The sequence below is a fragment of the Helcococcus ovis genome (assembly GCF_004524775.2).
Classification (GTDB): domain Bacteria; phylum Bacillota; class Clostridia; order Tissierellales; family Peptoniphilaceae; genus Helcococcus; species Helcococcus ovis.
Genome location: NZ_CP119081.1, coordinates 478,938 through 501,515, shown reverse-complemented (window position 1 = coordinate 501,515; position 22,578 = coordinate 478,938). Strand labels below are relative to the sequence as shown.

The 22,578-nt window shown below is 27.9% G+C and carries 20 protein-coding genes and 15 tRNA genes; 1 reads left to right on the top strand and 34 read right to left on the bottom strand.

Annotation, left to right across the window (positions count from 1 at the left end; translation table 11 throughout):
- Positions 1-36: 36 nt before the first annotated feature.
- The 16 genes from EQF90_RS02395 to EQF90_RS02320 form a co-directional block, all read right to left on the bottom strand.
- Positions 37-390, bottom strand: a complete 354-nt coding sequence (locus EQF90_RS02395) for a hypothetical protein (protein ID WP_134710545.1) — start codon at positions 388-390, stop codon at positions 37-39.
- Positions 391-520: 130 nt separating this feature from the next.
- The gene (gene trpS / locus EQF90_RS02390) at positions 521-1,522 is read right to left on the bottom strand and encodes a tryptophan--tRNA ligase (RefSeq protein ID WP_134710543.1); all 1,002 of its coding nucleotides are present in this window, start codon (positions 1,520-1,522) and stop codon (positions 521-523) included.
- Positions 1,512-2,342, bottom strand: coding sequence for a bifunctional 5,10-methylenetetrahydrofolate dehydrogenase/5,10-methenyltetrahydrofolate cyclohydrolase (locus EQF90_RS02385; RefSeq protein WP_134710541.1), 831 nt, complete (start codon positions 2,340-2,342; stop codon positions 1,512-1,514). Before EQF90_RS02385 ends, trpS begins: the two co-directional genes overlap by 11 nt.
- Before the next feature lie 72 nt (positions 2,343-2,414).
- On the bottom strand, positions 2,415-3,446 hold the full coding sequence (locus tag EQF90_RS02380) for an ABC transporter substrate-binding protein (protein ID WP_134710539.1): 1,032 nt from the start codon (positions 3,444-3,446) through the stop codon (positions 2,415-2,417).
- A complete protein-coding gene (locus tag EQF90_RS02375; RefSeq protein WP_134710537.1) occupies positions 3,443-4,243 on the bottom strand; it encodes an ABC transporter permease in 801 nt (266 codons plus the stop codon). The genes EQF90_RS02380 and EQF90_RS02375 overlap by 4 nt, the downstream gene beginning before the upstream one ends.
- Complete coding sequence (locus tag EQF90_RS02370) at positions 4,236-5,045, bottom strand: ABC transporter permease (RefSeq protein ID WP_134710535.1); 810 nt, start codon at positions 5,043-5,045, stop codon at positions 4,236-4,238. The genes EQF90_RS02375 and EQF90_RS02370 overlap by 8 nt, the downstream gene beginning before the upstream one ends.
- Complete coding sequence (gene potA / locus EQF90_RS02365) at positions 5,042-6,082, bottom strand: spermidine/putrescine ABC transporter ATP-binding protein (protein ID WP_134710533.1); 1,041 nt, start codon at positions 6,080-6,082, stop codon at positions 5,042-5,044. The genes EQF90_RS02370 and potA overlap by 4 nt, the downstream gene beginning before the upstream one ends.
- An 8-nt stretch (positions 6,083-6,090) precedes the next feature.
- Entirely contained in the window at positions 6,091-6,630 is a 540-nt protein-coding gene (locus EQF90_RS02360) for a helix-turn-helix domain-containing protein (protein ID WP_134710531.1), read from the bottom strand.
- A 553-nt stretch (positions 6,631-7,183) separates the two neighbouring features.
- A complete protein-coding gene (locus EQF90_RS02355; RefSeq protein WP_134710588.1) occupies positions 7,184-7,984 on the bottom strand; it encodes a metal ABC transporter permease in 801 nt (266 codons plus the stop codon).
- A gap of 1 nt (position 7,985) precedes the next feature.
- The gene (locus EQF90_RS02350) at positions 7,986-8,657 is read right to left on the bottom strand and encodes a metal ABC transporter ATP-binding protein (RefSeq protein WP_134710529.1); all 672 of its coding nucleotides are present in this window, start codon (positions 8,655-8,657) and stop codon (positions 7,986-7,988) included.
- Positions 8,654-9,925, bottom strand: coding sequence for a metal ABC transporter substrate-binding protein (locus EQF90_RS02345; protein ID WP_407933647.1), 1,272 nt, complete (start codon positions 9,923-9,925; stop codon positions 8,654-8,656). The genes EQF90_RS02350 and EQF90_RS02345 overlap by 4 nt, the downstream gene beginning before the upstream one ends.
- A 92-nt stretch (positions 9,926-10,017) precedes the next feature.
- Complete coding sequence (locus EQF90_RS02340) at positions 10,018-10,710, bottom strand: ZinT/AdcA family metal-binding protein (RefSeq protein WP_167554061.1); 693 nt, start codon at positions 10,708-10,710, stop codon at positions 10,018-10,020.
- A gap of 207 nt (positions 10,711-10,917) precedes the next feature.
- Positions 10,918-12,702, bottom strand: coding sequence for an ABC transporter ATP-binding protein (locus tag EQF90_RS02335; RefSeq protein WP_167603980.1), 1,785 nt, complete (start codon positions 12,700-12,702; stop codon positions 10,918-10,920).
- A complete protein-coding gene (locus tag EQF90_RS02330) occupies positions 12,695-14,434 on the bottom strand; it encodes an ABC transporter ATP-binding protein (protein WP_134710521.1) in 1,740 nt (579 codons plus the stop codon). The genes EQF90_RS02335 and EQF90_RS02330 overlap by 8 nt, the downstream gene beginning before the upstream one ends.
- Positions 14,435-14,519: 85 nt before the next feature.
- Complete coding sequence (gene thiI / locus EQF90_RS02325) at positions 14,520-15,692, bottom strand: tRNA uracil 4-sulfurtransferase ThiI (RefSeq protein ID WP_134710519.1); 1,173 nt, start codon at positions 15,690-15,692, stop codon at positions 14,520-14,522.
- A complete protein-coding gene (locus tag EQF90_RS02320) occupies positions 15,689-16,786 on the bottom strand; it encodes a cysteine desulfurase family protein (RefSeq protein ID WP_167603978.1) in 1,098 nt (365 codons plus the stop codon). Before EQF90_RS02320 ends, thiI begins: the two co-directional genes overlap by 4 nt.
- 62 nt (positions 16,787-16,848) lie before the next feature.
- Between EQF90_RS02320 and EQF90_RS02315 the strand changes: the two genes are divergently transcribed.
- A complete protein-coding gene (locus EQF90_RS02315) occupies positions 16,849-17,763 on the top strand; it encodes a ribonuclease H-like domain-containing protein (protein ID WP_134710515.1) in 915 nt (304 codons plus the stop codon).
- 99 nt (positions 17,764-17,862) lie between these two features.
- On the opposite strand, the gene EQF90_RS02310 is transcribed toward EQF90_RS02315, so the two are convergent.
- From EQF90_RS02310 to EQF90_RS02230, 18 genes are all read right to left on the bottom strand, one after another.
- Entirely contained in the window at positions 17,863-19,392 is a 1,530-nt protein-coding gene (locus EQF90_RS02310) for an ABC transporter transmembrane domain-containing protein (protein ID WP_134710513.1), read from the bottom strand.
- A gap of 46 nt (positions 19,393-19,438) precedes the next feature.
- Positions 19,439-19,702 (bottom strand): hypothetical protein, encoded by a 264-nt coding sequence (locus EQF90_RS02305; RefSeq protein ID WP_134710511.1) that lies wholly within the window; start codon positions 19,700-19,702, stop codon positions 19,439-19,441.
- A gap of 394 nt (positions 19,703-20,096) precedes the next feature.
- Positions 20,097-20,192: a helix-turn-helix domain-containing protein gene (locus tag EQF90_RS08355; RefSeq protein WP_245151509.1), complete on the bottom strand. Its 96-nt coding sequence runs from the start codon at positions 20,190-20,192 to the stop codon at positions 20,097-20,099.
- A gap of 840 nt (positions 20,193-21,032) precedes the next feature.
- Positions 21,033-21,109, bottom strand: a tRNA-Ile gene (locus tag EQF90_RS02300).
- A gap of 13 nt (positions 21,110-21,122) precedes the next feature.
- Positions 21,123-21,199 (bottom strand) — tRNA-Ile (locus tag EQF90_RS02295).
- 14 nt (positions 21,200-21,213) lie between these two features.
- Positions 21,214-21,289 (bottom strand) — tRNA-Trp (locus tag EQF90_RS02290).
- A gap of 22 nt (positions 21,290-21,311) precedes the next feature.
- A tRNA-Phe gene (locus EQF90_RS02285) sits at positions 21,312-21,387 on the bottom strand.
- A 30-nt stretch (positions 21,388-21,417) separates the two neighbouring features.
- Positions 21,418-21,508: transfer RNA gene (locus EQF90_RS02280), tRNA-Ser, on the bottom strand.
- 5 nt (positions 21,509-21,513) lie between these two features.
- A tRNA-Ser gene (locus EQF90_RS02275) sits at positions 21,514-21,602 on the bottom strand.
- Between the two features lie 29 nt (positions 21,603-21,631).
- Positions 21,632-21,707, bottom strand: a tRNA-Lys gene (locus EQF90_RS02270).
- Between the two features lie 5 nt (positions 21,708-21,712).
- Positions 21,713-21,789 (bottom strand) — tRNA-Gln (locus tag EQF90_RS02265).
- Between the two features lie 3 nt (positions 21,790-21,792).
- A tRNA-Arg gene (locus EQF90_RS02260) sits at positions 21,793-21,869 on the bottom strand.
- Positions 21,870-21,873: 4 nt separating this feature from the next.
- Positions 21,874-21,947: transfer RNA gene (locus EQF90_RS02255), tRNA-Gly, on the bottom strand.
- Positions 21,948-21,977: 30 nt separating this feature from the next.
- Positions 21,978-22,063, bottom strand: a tRNA-Tyr gene (locus EQF90_RS02250).
- Between the two features lie 5 nt (positions 22,064-22,068).
- A tRNA-Thr gene (locus EQF90_RS02245) sits at positions 22,069-22,144 on the bottom strand.
- Between the two features lie 31 nt (positions 22,145-22,175).
- Positions 22,176-22,252, bottom strand: a tRNA-Asp gene (locus EQF90_RS02240).
- 19 nt (positions 22,253-22,271) lie between these two features.
- Positions 22,272-22,347: transfer RNA gene (locus EQF90_RS02235), tRNA-Val, on the bottom strand.
- A gap of 7 nt (positions 22,348-22,354) precedes the next feature.
- Positions 22,355-22,429 (bottom strand) — tRNA-Glu (locus EQF90_RS02230).
- Positions 22,430-22,578 lie beyond the last annotated feature (149 nt).

Genomic DNA, 22,578 nt, shown 5'->3' with positions numbered 1-22,578 from the left:
CAAAAAAGTTTCAAAACGGTTACATTTATTTGAGTGCTAAAATATAATCCCCTTATCTAGTACATTATTTTTATCAATTTGCTCAAATATACTATATATAAGCTTTTCAGCATATTTGTAATTTATTAAATTTTGTTTAAAACCTTCAAATGATAATTTTTCAACTCCTATTTTTTCTCTTTCAGCATTTAAATGTGTCAAAATGGTTACAATTTCATCATCTGATAGAGTGTTTTTTTCATCTAGTTGTGCAATTGATATTATATTAAAATTTTTAGTGTCGATATTTATATCAATCTCTCCACCTTTTATCTTATAGTCTTTACCAAGTGGAAAGTAGATGTATCTATAAACATTATCATTTTTGTTAATTATTTTATATGTTAGCATATATTCTCCTAAAAAAAAGTCTGTTGCAAAATAACATTTTTAACCATTTAGCAACAGCTCTCTTCGATTATCTATCTAATTGTAAAAATCCAACAAAATTGTAGAAGAGGCAAGAGATATTCTTCTTCGGTTATCTATCTAATTGTAAAAAACCTACTTTTCTATAAATTTTATCCATTAATCTTCTTGTCTTATATCTTGATTTTTCAGCACCTTTAGCTAAAATTTCATCAAGTTTATCTTTATCCTTCATAATTTCATTAAATTTATTTTGGAAATCTTCAAGTTTGGAAACTACAACATCAGCTAAATCTTTTTTAAACTCACCATATCCCTGTCCCTTATATTTTTCAACAACTTCTCTTGTTTCTTTTCCTGTAAGGGCACAATAAATATCAATTAAATTTTTTAATCCGGGTTGCTCATCATTGTAATCAAAATTTGCAAGGGAATCAGTAACAGCTGACATTATTTTTTTTCTAGCAGCATTTAAATCATCTTGTAAAAATATCGAAGCATTTTTATCATCATCAGATTTACTCATCTTCTTTTCCGGATTTCTAAGTGACATAATTTTTCTTGTGGATTCATTTATTAGCGGTTGCGGTATCTTAAATGTTTCTGAATATCTACTATTAAATCTAATAGCTAAATCTCTTGTTAATTCCATGTGCTGCTTTTGATCTTGTCCAACAGGTACAAAATCAGCATTATATACTAAAATATCAGCTGCCATCAATGTTGGGTATGTAAATAATGCAGCATTTTTATTTTCTTCGCTTTTTTCTGATTTTTCCTTAAATTGTGTCATTCTTGATAATTGACCCATATATGAAATAGAGTTTAATACCCAATAAAGTTTTAAGTGATCAACATTATGTGACTGTATAAATAGTGTAACCTTCTCAGGGTCTAATCCTAAAGCCATATAAGTAGCTACAACTTCTCTTGATCTTCTTCTTAAATCTGCCGGTACTTGTGGAACTGTAATAGAATGTAAATCTGCTACTCCAATATAGCAATCATATTCATCTTGTAATTTAATAAAATTTTGAATAGCCCCTAAGTAATTCCCAATCGTCAATTCTCCTGATGGTTGAACTAAACTTAAAACCGTCTTTTTATTTTCCATTATTTTCTCCATTTCTTATTACATTTCTTAATATCATATTAGCATTAATTCTACCAATACCACCTATAGATGGTAAAAACTTAATATTAATTTCATCATAAAATTCAGAATTAAAATCTCCAAATATTTTATTTTCTTTAACATCATATCCTAAATCTATGACAATTGCATTTTCCTTAAAATTATTTGTATCAATAATCTTAGCTTTTCCTATCGCTGAAATTACAATATCCGATTTAGAAATTTTTTCATATAAATTTTTAGTTTTTGAATGAGCAATTTGAACTGTTGCTCCCTCATTAATCAACATCAATGCTAATGGTTTTCCAATAATTTCCGATCTGTTTATTATTAAAACATCTTTACCCTCTAAATCTGTTAATGATCTTAAATATTCAAAAGTTGATAAAGCTGTAGTTGGTGTATTTACATAATCATTAGATGAAAACAGCTTCAATTTACTCAATGAATTTAATCCATCAACATCCTTATGGATAGAAATAGAATTCAATATTTTCTTTTGATTTAAATCAGAATCAATCGGAACAAACACTAAAATTCCTTGAACATATTCATCATCATTGTTTTTATTTATATATGATAAGACTTCATTTTCGGATACTTTAGAATCAAAAACTTTACTAATAACTTCTATGCCAATTTTTTCAGCCTCTTTTATTATAGATTTTTCAAAAGAAATAGCTGACTTGTTACTTCCGATTCTTATTAAAGTTAATTTAATATTTTTATTAATCTCAGAAAGCTTATTTTTTAATTTTTCATTAATTTCATGTATATAATCTTTAGTATTTAATATCATTTACACCTCTTTTTAATATAAAAAAACCATCTTAAATATAATTATAACATTTAGATGGTTTTTTTTGAATTATTAATTTGCTTTTACATCTTCCCAAGCCTGTTCAAATTTTTCTACGAAATCTCCTAAATCCTTAAACACTTCTTGTTCTCTCAAATCATCCAGATTTGGATATAAAACTTTATTTGACTTCACGGACTTTGTCGGTTCAATTTCTCTTGCTTTTGTAACAGGTGTAGCTTGATTATTTCCACTTTTAGCCGCTACTTTAGGATCACATAAATAATTAATTAATTTATATGCATTTTCAAGGTTTGTAGCATTTTTTACAATTGCAAAGTTATCTAACCATAAATTTGAATGTTTTGGTAAATAATAGTCTAAATCTGAATTTTCAGAGATTGCTTCAGAAGCCTCTCCGGAATAAACTACAGCTAATGCACCATTTTTGTTAACCATTTGTTGCTTAATTTCATCGTGTAAATATGCTGTAACTAATTTCTTTTGATCCGTCATTAATTTTTTAACTTCTTCTAATTGTTTTGCATCTTTTGAATTTGAACTATACCCCAACTTCCAGAAACCCGGTCCTAAAGTATCTCTTGATGAATCCAACATATATATTTTCCCTTTGTATTTAGTATTAAATATTATATCCCATTCATTTAAATCTTTAGGATCTACCATTTTTTTATTATATAAAATACCTAATGTTCCATAATACATAGGAATTGAATGCTTATTATTAGGATCAAATCCTTTGTTCTTGAAAACATTTGCAATTTCTTTAAAATTAGGTACTTTTGATAAATCAATTTCATTTAATAAATTTTCTTTAATCATTTTCTCAACCATATATTCTGAAGGGACAATCACATCATAATCTTTCATAGAATTTTTAACATTTGTGTACATTCTTTCATTTTCATCAAACTCAGAATATACAACTTCTATTCCTGTTTCTTTTTCAAAATCTTTCAAAACTTGTTTATTAATTGTTCCACCCCAATTATAAAATGAAACTTTTTGTTTCTTTTGCCCACCACATGCAACTAAAATAAAGACAAATAACGCCATCATTAAAGTCATAATTTTCTTTTTCATATATCAATTTTCTCCTTATTTTTCATATTTTTATTTTGTAAAATATTTACAATAATTAATAAAATTAAAACTGCAACAAACATTAATGTAGACAATGCATTAATTGTCGGCTCTATGCCTCTTTTAGTCATTGAAAACACAGTTGTAGCAATAGTATTAAGTCCGGGAGACACTGTAAAGAATGATATTACAAAATCATCTATTGATAATGTAAATGCCATCATTGCTCCAGCAATAATCCCCGGTTTTATCTCAGGAATTACAACCTTAACTAAAGCTTGTAATGGTGTAGCTCCTAAGTCTAAAGCCGCATCTATAAGATTCTTATCCATTTGTTTTATTTTAGGTAATACGGATAATACAACATATGGAATCGTAAATGCAATATGTGATAATATCAAGGTCAAAAGTCCTTTTGGAATTTGTAGCATACCATATAAAACCATAAGTGATATAGCGATAACAATGTCGGGATTTAATACCGGAATATCGTTAATACCTAAAATTATTCTTCTTTTATTTTTACTGAATTCAGATATTCCTACCGCAGCAAAAGTCCCCACAATTGTTGAAACTATAGTAGCCACCACCCCAACTAAAAGTGTTGTATTAACTGCACTTAATATAGCTCTATCTTCAAATAGTCTTTGATACCATTTTAGTGAAAAACCTGACCAAACGCCTAAAATTCTCGATTGATTAAATGAGTAAAATATTAAAACAGCGATAGGAGCATATAGAAATATAAAAACAAATACTAAATAAAATTTTTCTAAAAAGTTAGTTTTTTTATTCATTTATACCTCCCTTTTCAACTGATTCTCTATCAAAAATTAAACTCAATAAAATTATAATCATTAAAAATGTCGCTAAAGCTGAGCCATATCCCCAATTTTGAGTTTTTGTAAATTGTCTTTCAATAACATTACCAATCATATTTACTTTTCCACCACCAAGTAACAATGAAACCTCAAAAGTAGAAATCACAGGAACAAATACCATAGTTAATCCTGAAAATACTCCGGGTAAGGACATTGGAAAAATAACTTTCCAAAATGTCTTATTGTCATTAGCTCCTAAATCATGAGCCGCTTCTATCAAACTGTTATCTATTTTTTCAAGTGATGTGTAAATTGGAAGTATCATAAATGGTAAAAAGTTATATACCATACCTAAAATTACGGATGCTTCTGTATATAAGAAACTATCATAGTTTATGCCAAAAATTTTTAATAAATTATCTAATACACCGTTTTGAGATAAAATAGACACCCATGCATAGGATCTTAATAAAAAATTCATCCACATTGGTATCATAATTAATAACATGGCTACAGTTCTATATTTTACATTAAGTTTAGACATTATATATGCAAAGGGATACCCTACTATTAAACAAATAGCGGATGTTACAAATGCTATCTTAATAGACGTATAAATCATTTTTAGTGTGGTAATGTCGAAAATTTTTATAAAATTTTCAAAAGAAATGTTTCCATTTTTGGTAAAAGCAAAATAAAATATCATAAATAAAGGAACGATTATAAATATTGCACACCATAAAAAATACGGAAATGCAAGTTGCTTTATTTTTTTCAATTTTCTCCTCCTTTTTCCATAACATGAATATGGTCAGGAATAATTACTAAACCAACTTTCGCTCCAACCGGTTTATCCCATGTAGAATGAATCTTATACATGAATCCGTCAACATCAACAATAATTTCCCAATGAACTCCCTTGAAAGTAAGTTCTACAACTTCGCCTTGAATCATACCATTTTCAGGAGATGTAAGTTCAATATCTTCCGGTCTGATTACAATATCTACTTCTTCATTTTCATCAAATCCCACATCTACTGAATCAAACTCTGTATTTGAAAATTTAACTTTTTTATCTCTTATAGCTATACCATCTAAAATATTTGACTCACCGATAAACCTTGCAACAAATTTATTTTCCGGTTCATTATAGATATCTATAGGTGAGCCTATTTGCTGAATTTTACCATTATTCATAACAACGATTGTATCACTCATAGTTAATGCTTCTTCCTGATCATGAGTAACATAAATGAAAGTAATACCTACTTGTCTTTGAATTCTTTTTAGTTCATCTTGCATTGATTTTCTAAGTTTTAAATCTAAAGCTCCAAGAGGCTCATCCAGCAATAAAACTTTTGGTCTGTTTACTAACGCTCTAGCAATCGCAACTCTTTGTTGTTGTCCACCTGAAAGAGAATCTACGGATCTATTTTCAAACCCTTCCAAATTTACAAGTCTTAACATTTCCTTTACACTTTTTTCTATCTCATCTTTTGGAATTTTTTTTAATTTAAGTCCAAATGCAATATTGTCAAAAATGCTTAAATGCTTAAATAAGGAATATTTTTGAAATACCGTATTTATATTTCTTTTATATGCCGGGATTGACTGAATTTCTTTACCATCAAACAATACTTCCCCTGAATCTGAACTTTCAAATCCTCCAATAATTCTCAAAGTCGTAGTTTTACCACACCCAGAAGGTCCTAATAATGTAAGAAATTCATCTTCTTTTATATTTAAGTTTATATCATCCAATACTTTATTATCTCCAAAGGATTTATTTAATCCTTTTAATTCTATAATATTCATTTGACCTCCTAGAAATTTGGTGGATTTGATATCCACAATACTTTTGATTGCCCTTTATGTACATTTTTTATATATCTTTCCTCATCAGAAAAGAAATAAAATGTTTCACCCTTCTTTAATCTATATTCTTTTTCACCAAAAACTAATTTAATTTCACCCTTTACAACATATCCAAACTCTTCACCTTCATTTGGAGTATATATCTTGCTACAACCATCTTTATCTAGTGTAAACATCACAGGCTCCATATTATTTTTTACAGAATTTGGAACAATCCATTCCATTTTATGACCTAATTTATCATTTGTACCAACAAAAAAATCTTCTTCTTTAAAAACAATTTGCTCTTCTTCTTTATTTGTAAAAAAATCCCCTAAATTAGTACCTAAAGCTTCTAAAACATCAGCTAAAGTATCAACAGAAGGAGAATTAAGATTTCTTTCAAGTTGAGATATAAATCCCTTTGTCAACTCAGATCTTTCTGCTAATTCTTCTTGGGTCAAATCCATCTTTTTCCTAAGTTTTTTTATTTTATCCCCTATTTCCATCTTATCTCCTCTCTAATATTTTTTTAAGTAAAAAACTTAATATATTAAACACAAATATAATTATAACAAAAAAAACATAAAATACAATACCTAAAAGTTTAATTTTTTGTGTTTTTTATATAAAATTATTAATTTTTTAATAATAAAAGAATGTTGTAAAATAAATTTTTTAGTTGTTTTATAGAAGTTCTTCTAACAATAAGATTAATACTCAAATTAATCAGATTTTTAGTAAATATTTAATTTCATTACAAAATAAAAAATATTAATTTCACACTATTTTCAATAAAATTATCAAAATTATCGCAAATTTTAGATTTTGAAAAATTTAGTAAAGGAATTAAATTTAGATCTAATAGAAAATGCTTGCTCTAAAAAAGGGAGAAAACCAGTAATAGCTCCAATTTCAATATTTCAGATTTTAATCTATTGTTATTCAGAAGGGATTAAATCCACAAGAAAAATTGACAATTCAATTAAAAAGAAAAGACTATTGCAAAATAAGATTTTTAGTTATTTTGCAACAGTCCTCTTAATTAATTAACTTAAATAATTATTTTTTTAATTTTCTAAATTTAGATATAATTCCTACTATTAACATGCCTAATATTGCAATTACAACTATTGACCCACCGGGTCTAATATCGTAATAAAATGAAATAACTAATCCAAAAAGCATGTAAATTACGCCTAAAAAAACAGAAATAAATAATGATTGCTTATAACTTCTTGCAATAAATAATGCCGTAGCTACCGGTAATACAATTAATGATGCAACCATAAGAGCTCCTATAACTTTAGCCGCTAAGGCGATTGTTATTGCAGAAAACAATGTAAACAGAAAATTAATAAATTTTACATTTACGCCGGATAATCTAGCTAAATTGGGATTTATAGATATATCAAGTAATCCTCCATAGTATATAATTGAAATAAACAAAATACCTATAAAAATTATTGAAAGAAAAATTAAATCATTTTTCGTTACAGCAGAAATTGAGCCGAATAAATATGATTCAAATGTATTTCCACCGGGTGCAAAATCTGATAAAATGGCAGCCAATCCTAAGCCTAAACTCATTATTACAGCTGTTGCCATATCTCCATATTGCGGAAATTTCTTTCTGATAATTTCTATTGCAAATGCGGAAATAACAGCTATTACAACTGCTCCTAATGCAGGATTTATACTTAATATTAAGCCTAAGGCAACACCCATTAATGAAGTATGTGATAATGCATCTCCTATCATTGATGTCTTTCTATTAACCATTACAACTCCTATAAGTGGAATCATAATAGATAGCATAAGACCGGCTAAAAGAGCTCTTCTCATAAAATCAAACTCAAAAATTTCAAACATAGGATATACCTCCATCTTCAATTTTATATATTTTACTTGGATTTAGTGTCTTATTTATTAATTCTAATTCATGTGTAACTATCAAAACTGTAACTTTAGATTCCTTGTTAATTTTTTCTATTAAGTGTAAAAAATCTTTTTTACTGTTTTTATCAACTCCGGCTGTTGGTTCATCAAGAATCAAAAGTTGCGGGTTATTAATCATAGCTCTGGCAATAATTACACGTTGCTGTAATCCGCCTGATAATTCATTAAATGGTGTATTTATATAATTTTCCAAGCCCAAATTTATTAATGAATGCTTTGCCTTTTCTTTGTGTTTTCTTCTTGCGATTTTTATAAATCCAAAATCCTCATATTGATTAAGAGTTACCAGTTCTAAACAAGTAATAGGAAATGCTATTTTTTCAAAATTTTGTACTTGAGGCACATAGCCTATTTGCTTAAAAGACTTTATTTTAGATATATCTTGATTATCAAATAAAATAGTTCCCTTATCAGGTTTTATTTCTCCCAAAATCAATTTTAATAATGTTGATTTTCCAGATCCGTTTTCACCTGTAATTGCAATCAAAGAACCTTTTTCAATTTTAAGATTCAAATTTTTTAATACATATTCCCCGGAATATCCAAAATATAAGTTCTTAACCTCTACATAGCTCATTTTACCTCCTTCATAGACTCATATAAGTTATCTAAATTCATTTTAATAATTTTTTTATATGAATCAAGTCCTGATTCTTTAAGTGAAAAATTGTATTCCATAGAAGCAAGAGGTTTACTTTTTCCTCCTATTTCACTTGCAACTGTATCAGCTCCTTTTTGTTGTCCGTTAAATTCATAAAAAATTGTCTTGACTCCATAAAATTCACAAAAATCAATAGCTTTTTTTATTGTTTTTAAACTAGGCGTTTCCGTACTTACTAAGCCTTGCAATGGATACTGTTTTAATCCAAAATCTCTTGCTAGATAAGCATAAGCATTATGTGTTACAACAAAATGTTTAAAATCTAATTTATCAAATTTTTCTTTATACTCAAATTGTAATTCACTAAGAGCACTTACAATTTTAATCTTATTTTCTCTATATTTGTCTGAATATTGAGGATATTTATCTGACAATTCATTCATAATAACATTAAGATACTTTTTAGCATTTACAATTGACATCCAAGAATGAGGATCATATGTTATTTTATCTAACCCGGAGGTCGAACCCTCTAAAATTTTTTCGATTTCCAATAATTCTCCGTCTTTATCGGTTAAATTATATGGTAATAGATCTTCTGAAATCCTATCTGAAACTAAAACCCAATTTCCCGATTTAGGAAATTTATAGAAAATTTGTCCCGATTCATGTCCCATTTCTAATGCATAAACTTTATTTTCTTCGACATCTATTGTTGAATCTTGGGGAACTAATTGCCCCTTTGATTTCATATTATTTTTACCAATTTTAATTAATTCATCTTTACTTTTCTTATCATTATTATTTATAAATGATACTCTCATTACATCTTCATGTGTATGACCAAAGTCAAATTTATATGTTTCACCCTGTTTGGATTTTTGCTGAGCCATATATTGAAAATCTCCGATAGCAGCAGCTCCTTTATATGTTATCAAATCAACAGAATCTGAAAGTGTAACTATTTTCAAATCCGGAGCAACGTCTTTTATTTGAGGTAGCCAGTTTTCCATATTGGCTCCATTTACTATAAGCATATCTGATTTTAATAATTTCCTCATATTTCTAGGACTTGGCTCCCACAAATGTGGATCTTTATTTTCGGGCATAAATGTCCTAACTTCCACTGTATCTCCTGCTATTTCCTTAGTTAATTCTGCAATAGGATAAAAAGAAGTATAGACTACAGGCTTTTTAGGACCGGTAGTCTTACTGCTTATACAAGACGATAAAATGAAAATCATAGAAACTGCAAAAAATATACATAAAATTTTATTTTTTAATTTCACGATTTCACCTTTCATATTGTTTATATTAAGATTTCAAAATATTGTGATTAATTTTTCTTTTCCTCTTTTTGTTTTTGAGCTTTTTGTCTTTCAAATCTTATTTTAATAGCATTTGCTATTTGTGATGGTTTTATGTCTTCCTTTACAAATGTACCAAAGTTAATAGATTTATCCTTTAAGATTGTTTCTCCATCTTTTCCTACCTTAAAATGATAGTGTAGCATTACTTCTTCACCATGAGGTTGCATTAAAAGTATAACAGGAAATTTTGCGTTTGGATCTTTAGCCTTAAATTCATGCCATTTAGCTTCTCTCTTACCATGTTTTGTTTTATGGTCTTTTATGTATTCATATTCTGATTCTGATATAACTTTACCATCTTTAGCCATATCATAAAATTTTAATTTATTTCCTTGAGCTTCTAATGCATTAAATCCAACTTCATTTCTCTTTTTAAAGTTTTCATATTCTTTATCACCATTTTCCAATGAAGCAAATGCATCTTTAACCTCTTTTGTATCTGCAAATGAAGCATAGTTTACCCATTTTCCAGCCCATTTATCCAGATTGATAGATTTATTTGTTTCTTTTTTATCTACCTTTTTATCATCTTTTTTTTCTACTTTTTGTTCAACTTTAGTTTCTACCGGCTTTTTATTATCTTTTTTATTTCCACAAGCTGATAATACAACAGCTAATGCTAAAATTGAAACAACTGAAACCAATTTACTTTTTTTCATTTTTACCTCCATTTTTAGGTTCCCCTAATTCTATATACAATAATTTATCATTTTTACATATTAAAGTCAACTATTTTAGTCAAGATTAAAATTTATTTAAATATAATAAAGAGAATTAGGAATTTTACTTCCTAACTCTCTAAATATTTTACCAGTACTAACTATATACTTATAAAAATTTATCATATCAACAGTTTATTAATAATTTTAACTGTTTTTATACATCTGTGCATAAATTCCATTTAATTTTATTAGCTCATCATGACTTCCCGATTCAATTAATTTACCTTTTTCTAATAAATAAATCTTGTCAACATCTTTAATAGTTGAAAGTCTATGTGCTATTATTAATGTAGTCCTTCCTTTTTTTAATCTATTTAATCCAAATTGAATTAATTCTTCTGTTTCAGAATCAACATTTGCTGTTGCTTCATCTAAAACTAAAATCTTTGGATCTCTTACCATAGCTCTAGCAAATGAAATAATTTGTCTTTCTCCAGATGAGAAGCCTGCTCCGGATTCTCTTACAGTAGTATCAATACCTCTTTCTCTTTGAAGAATTTTTTCTCCCCCAACAGAAATCAATGCCAATTCAGCATCATTCTTACTTATAGAAGAATCGAATAATGATATATTTTCATAAACCGTCCCTTCAAAAATATATGGATTTTGAAAAACAATTGCCATATTGTTTCTAATTTTTTCCATGTTAAGTTTATTTATATCATGTCCGTCAATTTTTATTTTTCCTTTATTTATATTATAAAATTTATATATCAAATTCATTACTGTTGATTTACCGGATCCAGTATGTCCAACAAATGCAGCAGATGTTCCTTTAGGAATATCTAAATCTAAATTATGAATTACATATTCGCCTTGATTATATGCAAATGAAACATCTTCAAACTTAATATTTCCTTCCATATTTTCAATTTCTTCTGTGCCTTCTTCAAAACTTCCAACTCTCATAAGCTCAAATAATTGATCTGCCGCTGATTTAGAGCTTTGTAGTCTACCTGATTGATCCATTAAAGCGTTTATATTTTGATATACCCTTCTATTATAGTCGATAAATACAAATAATCCGCCAACTGTAATAAATGATTCTCCTTTTAGGAAAAAATATCCAAACGCTACAACTGCTATAGCTATTATAATATTACCTAATGTATTTGTTCCATTAAATCCTGAATAAGCCCAAAGCGTTGCTAAATTCCATCCTTGTTTATTTATACTATCATTAATTTTCCCAAATTCATTGTAAATCTCATCTTCTTTATTAAATGCTTGGATAACTTCCATAGTTTGAATTGTTTCTGCCAAATTACCATTTAAGTCAGATCTATATTTTTTCAAATTTTTTTCCGTTTCAGTGGATTTATTAAAATAATCCCTAAAAATAAAATAAATAATTGGAGTTGCAATAATACTCAACATACCTAATTTCCAATTTATAAAGAATAAGGCAATTATAAGCCCTATAGTTCTTACAAATGTTGTTAAAATCTGAGCAAATATTAAATTAAAAAGCATTCTTATGTCTCTTGTATCGTTTGTAATTCTGTTGACAATTTTTCCTATTGCGTATTTATCAAAAAATTGAACAGGTAAAGATAATACATGATTAAATGCATCCGTTCTAATATTTTTAGCTAATCTATTTGCCAATTTAGAAAAAGCAAGTGAACCAAAATATGAAACTATCGCTGCTAAAACTATTGTGCCGAAATAAAGTAATACTAGAAGATAAAATTTATTTATATCCCTTGCTCCTATACCCTCTATTAATTCTCCATCTAATAATTTACCTAAAATATATGGACCTATTAATTCCATAAAAATGGCAATTACAGTAAATATCATACTTACAAAAAATAATCCCTTTAATCTAAGTAGATATTCTAAAAGTTTTTTATTTCTAAATTTTGCTTTTTGCTTATAGTCTTCCTTTATGAAACTTCCCTTTTCTTCAATATTTTTATTATTCATCTGAACCTCCTGACTTTTGAGATTCATATTGGCTATAATACCAACCTTTTCTTTCTATTAACTCTTTATGATTTCCAGCTTCAACAATCTTACCATCTTCTAAAACAATAATATTATCAGCATGTCTAAGTCCTGATAATCTATGTGCTACGATAATAGTTATCTTTCCTTGTCTGTGATTAATAATATTTTCTATAATTTTCTTTTCTGTAATAGAGTCAACAGCTGATAAAGAATCATCCAATATCAATATTTCCGGGTCTTTTATTATCGCCCTGGAAATTGAAATTCTTTGTTTTTGCCCACCTGATATAGATATACCTTTTTCTCCAATCATAGTTTCAAGTCCATTCGGCAAAGTACCAAGATCTTTAGTAAAATCAGCAAATTCAATTGCATCCATTATATCTTTTTCACTTGGGTTTATTTTTCCAAATGCAATATTATCATATACAGATTTCGAAAATAATAGGTGTTGCTGCGGTACATACCCCAACTTATCTCTAATACTCTTTATAGAATATTGTTCTACGGGTTTTCCATCTAATAAGATTAACCCTTCCTCTACAGGATAAAATCTCAGTAATTGCTTTAATAGTGTAGTTTTCCCCGAACCGATTTTACCGACAATTCCCAGAGTCTCCCCTTTATTTATTTTCAAATTAACATTTTTTAATGAATAAGCTTTTTCGCCTGGATACTTAAAGCTAAAGTTTTTAAATTCCAATGATTTTTCACAATTAAACTCTTCAACATTTTTTCTATCAATCAAATCTTCTTTATATGAATTAATTTCTTCCAACCTTTTTAATGATGCTGTTGATTCTTGAATTACATTGATTAAATCACCAAAAGCATACATAGGCCAAATTAACATATTTAAATATAGAAAGAATGATGTCATTTCCCCTAATGTTAATTTCCCTTGTCCCATTAAATTTTGTCCAAATAGTAATGCTACAACAAATGCAATGGAAGGTATTAATTTTCCGGTAGGAATAAAAATGGCATGCAATCTATCTTGAGCTATTTGTGAATCATACATCTCCTGTGCGCTTTTTTCAAATCTATTTTTTGAAACTTCTTGGGTTGAAAATCCTTTGATTACTCTAATACTTGTGATGTTTTCCATCACTGATTCACTCATTTTTTCAAAAGATTTTTGAATTTTTAGAAAACCTACATGCAACTTACTTCCTAAAACTTTTGTAACTATAATTAATAATGGTAAAAATATAATTGATGCAATAGTCATTGGCCATGAAATTGTAAATCCCATTATCATAATAATGCTCAATGGATATACTGTAGAATCAAAAAATGCAAGTATTCCATATCCCGTTAATGTTTGAACTGCCCCAACATCTTGAGTTGCCTTACTCATCAATGAGCCTGTTGAATTATGATAAAAAAATGTTGGTGATTGTTTTATAATCTTTGTCACTAATCGTTTTCTAAAATCTGTAGCAGATTGAAAACTATATCCAAAAATGTAATAATGCCAAATATACTCTACAATATATAATATTATTATTGAACCAAATAAAATTAATGAATGAGAAATCAATGTTTGCTGAGTTAATTGCTTATTTTTAACTAAATCAACAAATTTTCCAATCATCCAATTAGGTATAGGAATAAATAAATAGCATAAAAGTAGAGAAGCAATACCTATGGCATATCTTTTTTTGTATTTCTTAAAATACCAAAATATATATTTTAAATTACTCATCTAGCCTCCTAGTATATTTTTAATAAAACTTTTTTCTCTATTTTTATCTATATTTTACATTGTTCTCTCCTTACTTTTTTATATGTTACTCTACTATAATATCAAAGATTTCTAATGTTTCAAGTGCTTTTTCAACTAATTCATCTATATTTAATTTATTTTCTTCTGCTTCAATATCATACAATCTTGGTTTTGTTACTGGACGTTCCGGAGCAAAAAATGAACAACAATCATCATATGGTTCGATAGAAATATCATATGTATCTATCCATTTTGCTTTTTCAATTATTTCAGATTTATCCATATTTATAAGTGGTCTAAATATAGGCAATCTTGTTGCATCGTTTACAACTGAAATAGATTGAATTGTTTGACTTGCAACTTGGCCCAGTGCTTCACCTGTAACAAATCCATCAAATCTATATTTTTCAGCAAGTTTTTCAGCAATTCTCATCATAAATCTTCTAGAAAGAATTGTTGTAAATCTCTCTCTACAATTTTTATTTATCGCAGTATAAATATTTAACATATTGATTTCAAAATATCTCACTTCACCCACATATATAGACATTTGTTTTGCTAATCTACGAGCCTTATCTTTAGCTCTTTCACTAGTAAATGGGTAAGAATGGAAATGTATAGCTCCAATTTCAACACCTCTTCTCGCCATTTCAAATCCTGCTACCGGCGAATCAATTCCTCCTGATAGAAGTAATAATGCTCTACCTCCGGTACCTATTGGTAAACCACCTATCGTTGAATATTTTTCTAAATAAGCATAACATTTTTGCCTAATATCAACATGAACATGCACTTCAGGTTTTTTAATATCTACATAAAAATTATCAAAATTTCTTAAAACCATACCCCCGACTTTTGCCGCTATCTGCATTGAATTCATTTCAAATGACTTATCAGCCCTAACAGCAAATGCCTTAAATGATTTTTTTTCATCATAGTTTTTATTTTTTATTAGTTCTACTATTGATTTTTCAATATCTTCAAAATTTTTCCCACATTGAATACATGGATAAACATATGATAACCCAAATACCATTGTTGATTTTTCAATAATTTTTGTAAATTCCGTTGTATCTAAAACTTCTATAAATAATTTTTCATGATCCAAAAAATGTTCACCAATGTTAAATCCATGCAATGCTTTTAATACCTGTTTAATTGAATTTTTTATAAATTTCTTTCTATTTTTACCTTTTAACATTAGCTCACCAAAGCTAACACCTAATAACCATCTCATCCTAATATTCCCCTTATTATTTCAACTTTTTCCTCTAATTTTTTTACAAATAGCTTTGCTTCATCCATTGTAGAATTTTTTGATAAAGAAATTCTGATACAACCTTCTTTATAATTTTTTTCTACATTTATAGCTTCCAAAACTCTACTTCCCTTATCTTTGCTACAAGCAGAGCCTGTAGAAATATATATATCATCCATTTCTAAATAATGGAGTAAAATTTCTGCACCAATTTTTTCAAAACATACATTTAAAATATATGGTGAAACATTATCTATTGGTGAATTAATAACAATACCTTTCATACTTGACAATTCTTGCCTTAAATATTTATTTATATTTGAAATATAAACAAAATTATTATCTAATTGGGATGCTTTAGCAAATCCAATAATGCCTTGAACATTTTCAGTACCCGAAAACAAATTCGATTCTTGCCCACCACCAAAATATAAACTATTAAAAATTTTAGCATTTTTAATATACAACGCCGCTATTCCCTTTGGTCCGTTTATCTTATGTGAAGATATAGTGTAAAAATCAATATTTCTCAAATCTACATTTATCTTATTAAACGCCTGCACTCCATCTGAATGAAATAAGATTTTAGGATTTTTATTTTTGCTTATTTCTGCTAATTTATTTATATTATTAATAGTTCCTAGTTCATTATTTACATGTATAATAGAAACTAATACTGTATTGTCATCAATTTTTGAATACAAATCTTCTTCATCAACGAATCCAAATTTATCAACATTTACAATCCTTACTTCCATTTCAGAATTTTTTGCTGCATTAAAAACACAAGCATGTTCCACACTTGAAATAACAATATTTTTTTTATTATTTTTTATTGAATTTATAACAGAATTATTTGCAATTGTACCACTTGGAACAAAAAATAAACTTTTAGGATTAATGTTTAATTTTTTCGCAATTATATCTCTTGATTTTTTTATTTCCTTTTCAACATTAAATCCTAAACTATGTAATGATGATGGATTTGCCCAATATTTTTCATAGGCTTCATCAACAGCATTCTTAACAACTTCATCCATTTTTGTAGTTGATGCATTATCAAAATATATCATAAAGTACCTTCTTTGTGTTATCATAAATCTATAGAATATTATAGCACAAATAAGGATATATAATGTATAATCTAAAGAAATCAATAAATATAAAAAATTTAGATGAAAATTCAATAATACTCGATATAGAAACTAATGGCGTATCAAGGATTCATTCTCAAGTTTATGTAATTGGTTTTATTTATCAAGAAAACTTCTATCAATTTGCTGTTGAAAATGATAAAGAGGAAGAAAAATTATTAAATGAAATTTTTCCATTTTTAGATAATAAGAATATTATCACATTTAACGGAAAAAATTTTGATATTCCCTTTTTAAAAGCTAGGTATGAATTTTATGGATTATCAGTATTTGAAGAAAAATCGCAATTTGATATATACAGATATTTTATATCAAATAGATTAATTATGGATTTTAGAAAATTTTCTCTTCAAGATATAGAAAAATTTAATGAACTAGAAAGACATGAAAATTTTGAAATTGACGATGATGTAAAATTTTATCAGGAAATTGAGAATATAGATATAAGTAAAGTTTTGTTACATAATCAATATGATGTTATCAATACTGAAAAATTACTTAACTTAATAAAAAAAATAGAAGAAAGTAAAAAATTAATTATTCATATTAAAAAAGAAGAAAAATTATTAAAAATTTCAAACTTAATTATTGAAAAAGACTTCTTAAAAATTAATATTGAAACTACTTATAACTTCATAGATTATGCATTTGAAAATGAAATCTATACAATCAATTGGACTAAAAATGGCATAGATATAAAAATTAAAGTCCTTGAAGGATATGTCTCTGATAATATAAAAGCTTACGTATATATAAATACTTTAAATAAAATAAAAGATGAAAGTAATTATAATTTACAAGATGAATTTATAGTAATTTTTGATACAAAATATTATCTAAACAATATAAAAAATATAATAAAAAATATAATGGAATATGAATTTAATAAATATTAAACATAAACATATACCCCCAAAAAAAAAGTGAACTGACCTCCTAAAAATTGTTTTTTTAGGTCCAACTTTTTGGGGTCAGTTCATTTTTAATTGGAATATTTATATTTGAATTACCTCATCAAACATATTCAAATATTCTTTCTCTAAATTATGTGTTATACAAATGATTGTTTTATCCGACTTAATTAAAAGTTTCGTTAGATCTATTTCACTTTTTTCATCAATATTTGCAAAAAACTCATCTAATATTAAAACTGGATGATAACTATTAAGTGCTCTTGCAATATTTACTTTTGCTCTTTCACCCATACTTAAACTTTTATATTCTTGATTTTCTATACCCTTTACAATACTAAAAATTTTATCATCTATTTTAATATTAGAATTAGACATTTTTATATTTTGATCTATAGTATCATTTATTATAAATAACTTAGAAAGATAAAGTATTAAATCTCTTATTTCTAAATTAATAATATCTTTACCATCTATAAATATTTGATTAGGATTAGGCTGAATTCTTTTTGAAAGCAACTTCATAATTGTAGATTTGCCACTTCCATTTTTTCCAATTACTACATATTTTTTACCTATTTGTAAATTAATATTTATATCATCTATTCTAAAATTATTCACACTATAGCTTAAGTTTTTTATTTCAATTTTTTCAAAACTATCTATCTTTTGAATATTTTTATTTTCATCAATCAGATAAAAATCTAGTTTTTTAATTATGTCAGATGTGGATTTCATTGTTATAATCAGTTGAATTATATCTCTAGTTGGTATAGCAACCAAATCAACAAATCCTATTATCGCAATCAATTCTGATATCTTTATCATATTTGTTGATACTAATATCATCCCTATGACAAAAGTCATAATATTAATAAAATATAAAGATGCTCCTGAAAAAATATTCGTAAACGATATATATTTGAGTAAATTTAATCCCTTTTCTTCAGTCTTTTGGTTATAGTCTTGAAATTTTCTTGAAAAATATTTATTTGTCTTATAATTAAATATTTCCACTCCACCCAATAAATTTTCTAAATTATAAATTAATTCAGAGCAACTATCACTATATTCTTTTCTCATATAACTCATTTTATTACCGACTATTTTAGGAATAAAGAATGATATAGCTGAGCTCAAAATAATTATTATAGTTAAGATCCAATTAAGATAAATCATATAACTAACGTAAACAATAAAAGATATAATGCTAATACACAATGAAATATAACTATGTATATAGTTTTCATAAACTAATTCAGTATCCTTTGTAATAGCATTAATTACATCTCCTAAATTTTTTTCTCTTAATTTCTTAGGTGTAATTTTCAAAATCGAATTAAAAACTTCCTGTTTTGTCTGGACAAAATAGTTATAACCAAATAACGCAATAGTAACCTTTTTTTTATATTCAAAGTATAAAAATAAAACAATAGAAATTATATAAATAGAACCATATCTTAGTACATTTTCCAGATTCAAATTAGAATAATTCTCTATAATATTTTTTGTAGATATAGGAACCAATGAAATAAATGCTGTACTTAAAAACGTGAAAAACATAATTAAAAAAAATATTTTTTTATTCTTCAATATAAATTCTTTTTTTTTCATCTCACCTAAACCCCATAATATCTACACATTCGATTTATTGAATTATTTAGTTTATTTTTTTAACTTCATCTAAAATATCAAAAGTATTATTTTTTGCTCTTTCTTCTATAGTAAAAATATCTCCCAAAATATAATTTTTACTTCCCAAAACTTGACAAAACCCTAAATTTCCAAGTTCGTCAATACTATAACTTAAAGTACCAGCAGTACATCTTCTATATTTATCAAAACTATATTCTTCATCTTTAGTATATTTATTAATATTTGATAAAAGTTCTTCTACTATATATTTCTTTTCGGATTTTTTCAATATCCAAATATTGTCATTACATTTTAATCTACCTGTAATTTCAGCAAAAGAAAAATTATTTTATTATAATTTAAGCTATTGATAAATTTATTATATTCTTTACTCTTCTCTAAATATGTCCTATTAATCATAAAACCTAAATTATATTTAAAATTATTACGATTCTAAAAATTGTTTATTTTTTCTATGAGCATTTTTATAACAGTGTCCACAATAAAAATTACAATAATCACAAAGTTCTATATTTAAAACTCTAGGATAAAACTTATTGTATTCCCCGTTAATCTTATTCCCGAAATTTCATTTAAGTTAAAATTCATTTTATCATTTACATTCTAGAGTTGTCAAACATATGTGATAAGAAAACCATCTAACAATATTTTTTTAGCCATCTTTATACTTGTTGTCTGCTAGTTTTGTATCTTCTTGATGCTTCTGCATTATTTTTGTGTTTTATCGCATATTCTACAACTTTTTGACGAAATCTCATTTCTTATGTTATACTGGTTTTCATAGGAAGCCTTTCTTTCTGATAATTTTTTTTGTTAAATTTATTATTTACATAATATTTAAGGTTATTGTTATCAATTTTTTTATATTTACATTAGCAAATTGTTCTTCAATAAACTTAATTACACCTACTCTAACATCTTTTACAATTTTGTTTTCTTTTTTTTTGACTATTATTATTTCCTTGGTTTCTCAATTTTCCAAACTGTAAATCCGCATCTGTCACGCCTTTAAGATTTTTCGACTCAAATTTTCCCGTAGCACTACTTTTAGGACTTGACCATAATCTAAACCAATTTTACATCTCAAATTTTAAAAATTGATTTTTAAGTGGTATTTTTGAAATGATATACTAAAATTGCAATGGTACATATTATAATCTAAAAATAATCCTCTTATTTAAACCGATAGCACTACTTTTTTAAGCTGTAGAAATATTTTTTGAAAAAGTCTTATTTTCTGTACATGTAGTTAATAACAATATAAAAATAACCATAAGTATTATATTTTTTTCATAAAAAATCTATCTATAAAAATGGTTCTACAACAAATAGTGCAAGTTAATTTTATACTCAACACTATTTGACAAATAACCAATATTAATTACTAGAAAACCTAAAAAGATATTAACAAATTAAAAAGAGAATTAGAAATTTTACTCTCTAATTCTCTAAATATGTTACTTTAGTTCTTCACCAACACTATTTGTGCCCTATGGGTATTTTACAAAGAACCTAAAAAAAATATAATCATTAGATTATAGGCTTATAAAAACTTATTAAAAATAAAAAATCCGTGATAAACTCACAGATTAGTTATATGGTGGGCCATCATGGACTTGAACCAAGGACCTACCGGTTATGAGCCGGCCGCTCTAACCAACTGAGCTAATGGCCCCTATAAATTAGGATGGTGGACCTGGATGGACTCGAACCATCGACCTCACGCTTATCAGGCGTGCGCTCTAACCACCTGAGCTACAGGTCCATAAACAAAATAATTGGCAGGGGTAGAAGGACTCGAACCCTCGGCATTTGGTTTTGGAGACCAACGTTCTACCAACTGAACTATACCCCTAAGGCTATTAAGTTGGTTAAATTGGTGCCTGGAGCCGGAATTGAACCAGCGACACACGGAGCTTCAATCCGTTGCTCTACCTACTGAGCTATCCAGGCTAATTCTCTTACAAAATACAGAAGTGCTTATGGCGGAGAAAGAGGGATTTGAACCCTCGCGTCCCGTAAAGGACCTACTCCCTTAGCAGGGGAGCCTCTTCAGCCACTTGAGTACTTCTCCAAAGTTGGCGGAGGAGGTGGGATTCGAACCCACGCGTGCTTTCACACAAACGGTTTTCAAGACCGCCCCGTTATGGCCACTTCGGTACCCCTCCGTACCTTAAGAACATAAATTATAAAAAAATGGTGACCCGTCGGAGGCTCGAACTCCGGACACCTTGGTTAAAAGCCAAGTGCTCTACCGACTGAGCTAACGGGTCATATTTGGCTGGGGTACTAGGACTCGAACCTAGGAAATGCAAGAGTCAAAGTCTTGTGCCTTACCGACTTGGCTATACCCCATTATGGCGAACCTAAGAGGATTCGAACCTCTGACACACGGCTTAGAAGGCCGTTGCTCTATCCTGCTGAGCTATAGGTCCAAGTTGGAGCGGGTGAAGGGAGTCGAACCCTCGCAACCAGCTTGGAAGGCTGGGGCTCTACCACTGAGCTACACCCGCAAATTTTTGAATAAACCTATAAAGTTTAATTGGTGGAGGAGAGTGGATTTGAACCACTGAAAGCGAAGCTAACGGATTTACAGTCCGTCCCCTTTGGCCAACTCGGGAACTCCTCCATCTTTGGAGCTGGTGAGAGGACTTGAACCACCAACCTATTGATTACAAATCAATTGCTCTACCGATTGAGCTACACCAGCGTACTACTTATTTAATTATCAAAAATATAATTGGCGACCCGAAGGGGGCTCGAACCCCTGACCTCAAGCGTGACAGGCTTGCATTCTAACCAGCTGAACTACCGGGCCAATTAATTAAAAGTATATATGGTGGGCGTTATAGGACTTGAACCTATGACCCCCTGCTTGTAAGGCAGATGCTCTCCCAACTGAGCTAAACGCCCATATATTTGGTGACCCTACCGGGATTCGAACCCGGGTTACCGCCGTGAAAGGGCGATGTCTTAACCGCTTGACCATAGGGCCACTATGTGACTTATTTAATATACTATATTTATTTTCCCCTGTCAAGTCTTTTATTTTCAAACTCTCTCAAGCGACTATTTAATAATACATTATTTTTATCACTTTGTCAATATTTTTTTAATATTATTTTTTTATATTTCCAAAATATT

Coding starts and splice junctions, on each gene's coding strand:
- EQF90_RS02335 (WP_167603980.1), bottom strand. CDS start 12,702: ATGAATAATAAAAATATTGAAGAAAAGGGAAGTTTCATAAAGGAAGAC.
- EQF90_RS08355 (WP_245151509.1), bottom strand. CDS start 20,192: ATGAGATTTCGTCAAAAAGTTGTAGAATATGCGATAAAACACAAAAAT.
- potA (WP_134710533.1), bottom strand. CDS start 6,082: ATGAATATTATAGAATTAAAAGGATTAAATAAATCCTTTGGAGATAAT.
- EQF90_RS02340 (WP_167554061.1), bottom strand. CDS start 10,710: ATGAAAAAAAGTAAATTGGTTTCAGTTGTTTCAATTTTAGCATTAGCT.
- EQF90_RS02360 (WP_134710531.1), bottom strand. CDS start 6,630: ATGGAAATAGGGGATAAAATAAAAAAACTTAGGAAAAAGATGGATTTG.
- EQF90_RS02310 (WP_134710513.1), bottom strand. CDS start 19,392: ATGAAAAAAAAAGAATTTATATTGAAGAATAAAAAAATATTTTTTTTA.
- EQF90_RS02380 (WP_134710539.1), bottom strand. CDS start 3,446: ATGAAAAAGAAAATTATGACTTTAATGATGGCGTTATTTGTCTTTATT.
- thiI (WP_134710519.1), bottom strand. CDS start 15,692: ATGAGATGGTTATTAGGTGTTAGCTTTGGTGAGCTAATGTTAAAAGGT.
- EQF90_RS02330 (WP_134710521.1), bottom strand. CDS start 14,434: ATGAGTAATTTAAAATATATATTTTGGTATTTTAAGAAATACAAAAAA.
- EQF90_RS02315 (WP_134710515.1), top strand. CDS start 16,849: ATGTATAATCTAAAGAAATCAATAAATATAAAAAATTTAGATGAAAAT.
- EQF90_RS02375 (WP_134710537.1), bottom strand. CDS start 4,243: ATGAATAAAAAAACTAACTTTTTAGAAAAATTTTATTTAGTATTTGTT.
- EQF90_RS02345 (WP_407933647.1), bottom strand. CDS start 9,925: ATGATTTTCATTTTATCGTCTTGTATAAGCAGTAAGACTACCGGTCCT.
- EQF90_RS02395 (WP_134710545.1), bottom strand. CDS start 390: ATGCTAACATATAAAATAATTAACAAAAATGATAATGTTTATAGATAC.
- EQF90_RS02385 (WP_134710541.1), bottom strand. CDS start 2,342: ATGATATTAAATACTAAAGATTATATACATGAAATTAATGAAAAATTA.
- EQF90_RS02320 (WP_167603978.1), bottom strand. CDS start 16,786: ATGATATATTTTGATAATGCATCAACTACAAAAATGGATGAAGTTGTT.
- EQF90_RS02350 (WP_134710529.1), bottom strand. CDS start 8,657: ATGAGCTATGTAGAGGTTAAGAACTTATATTTTGGATATTCCGGGGAA.
- trpS (WP_134710543.1), bottom strand. CDS start 1,522: ATGGAAAATAAAAAGACGGTTTTAAGTTTAGTTCAACCATCAGGAGAA.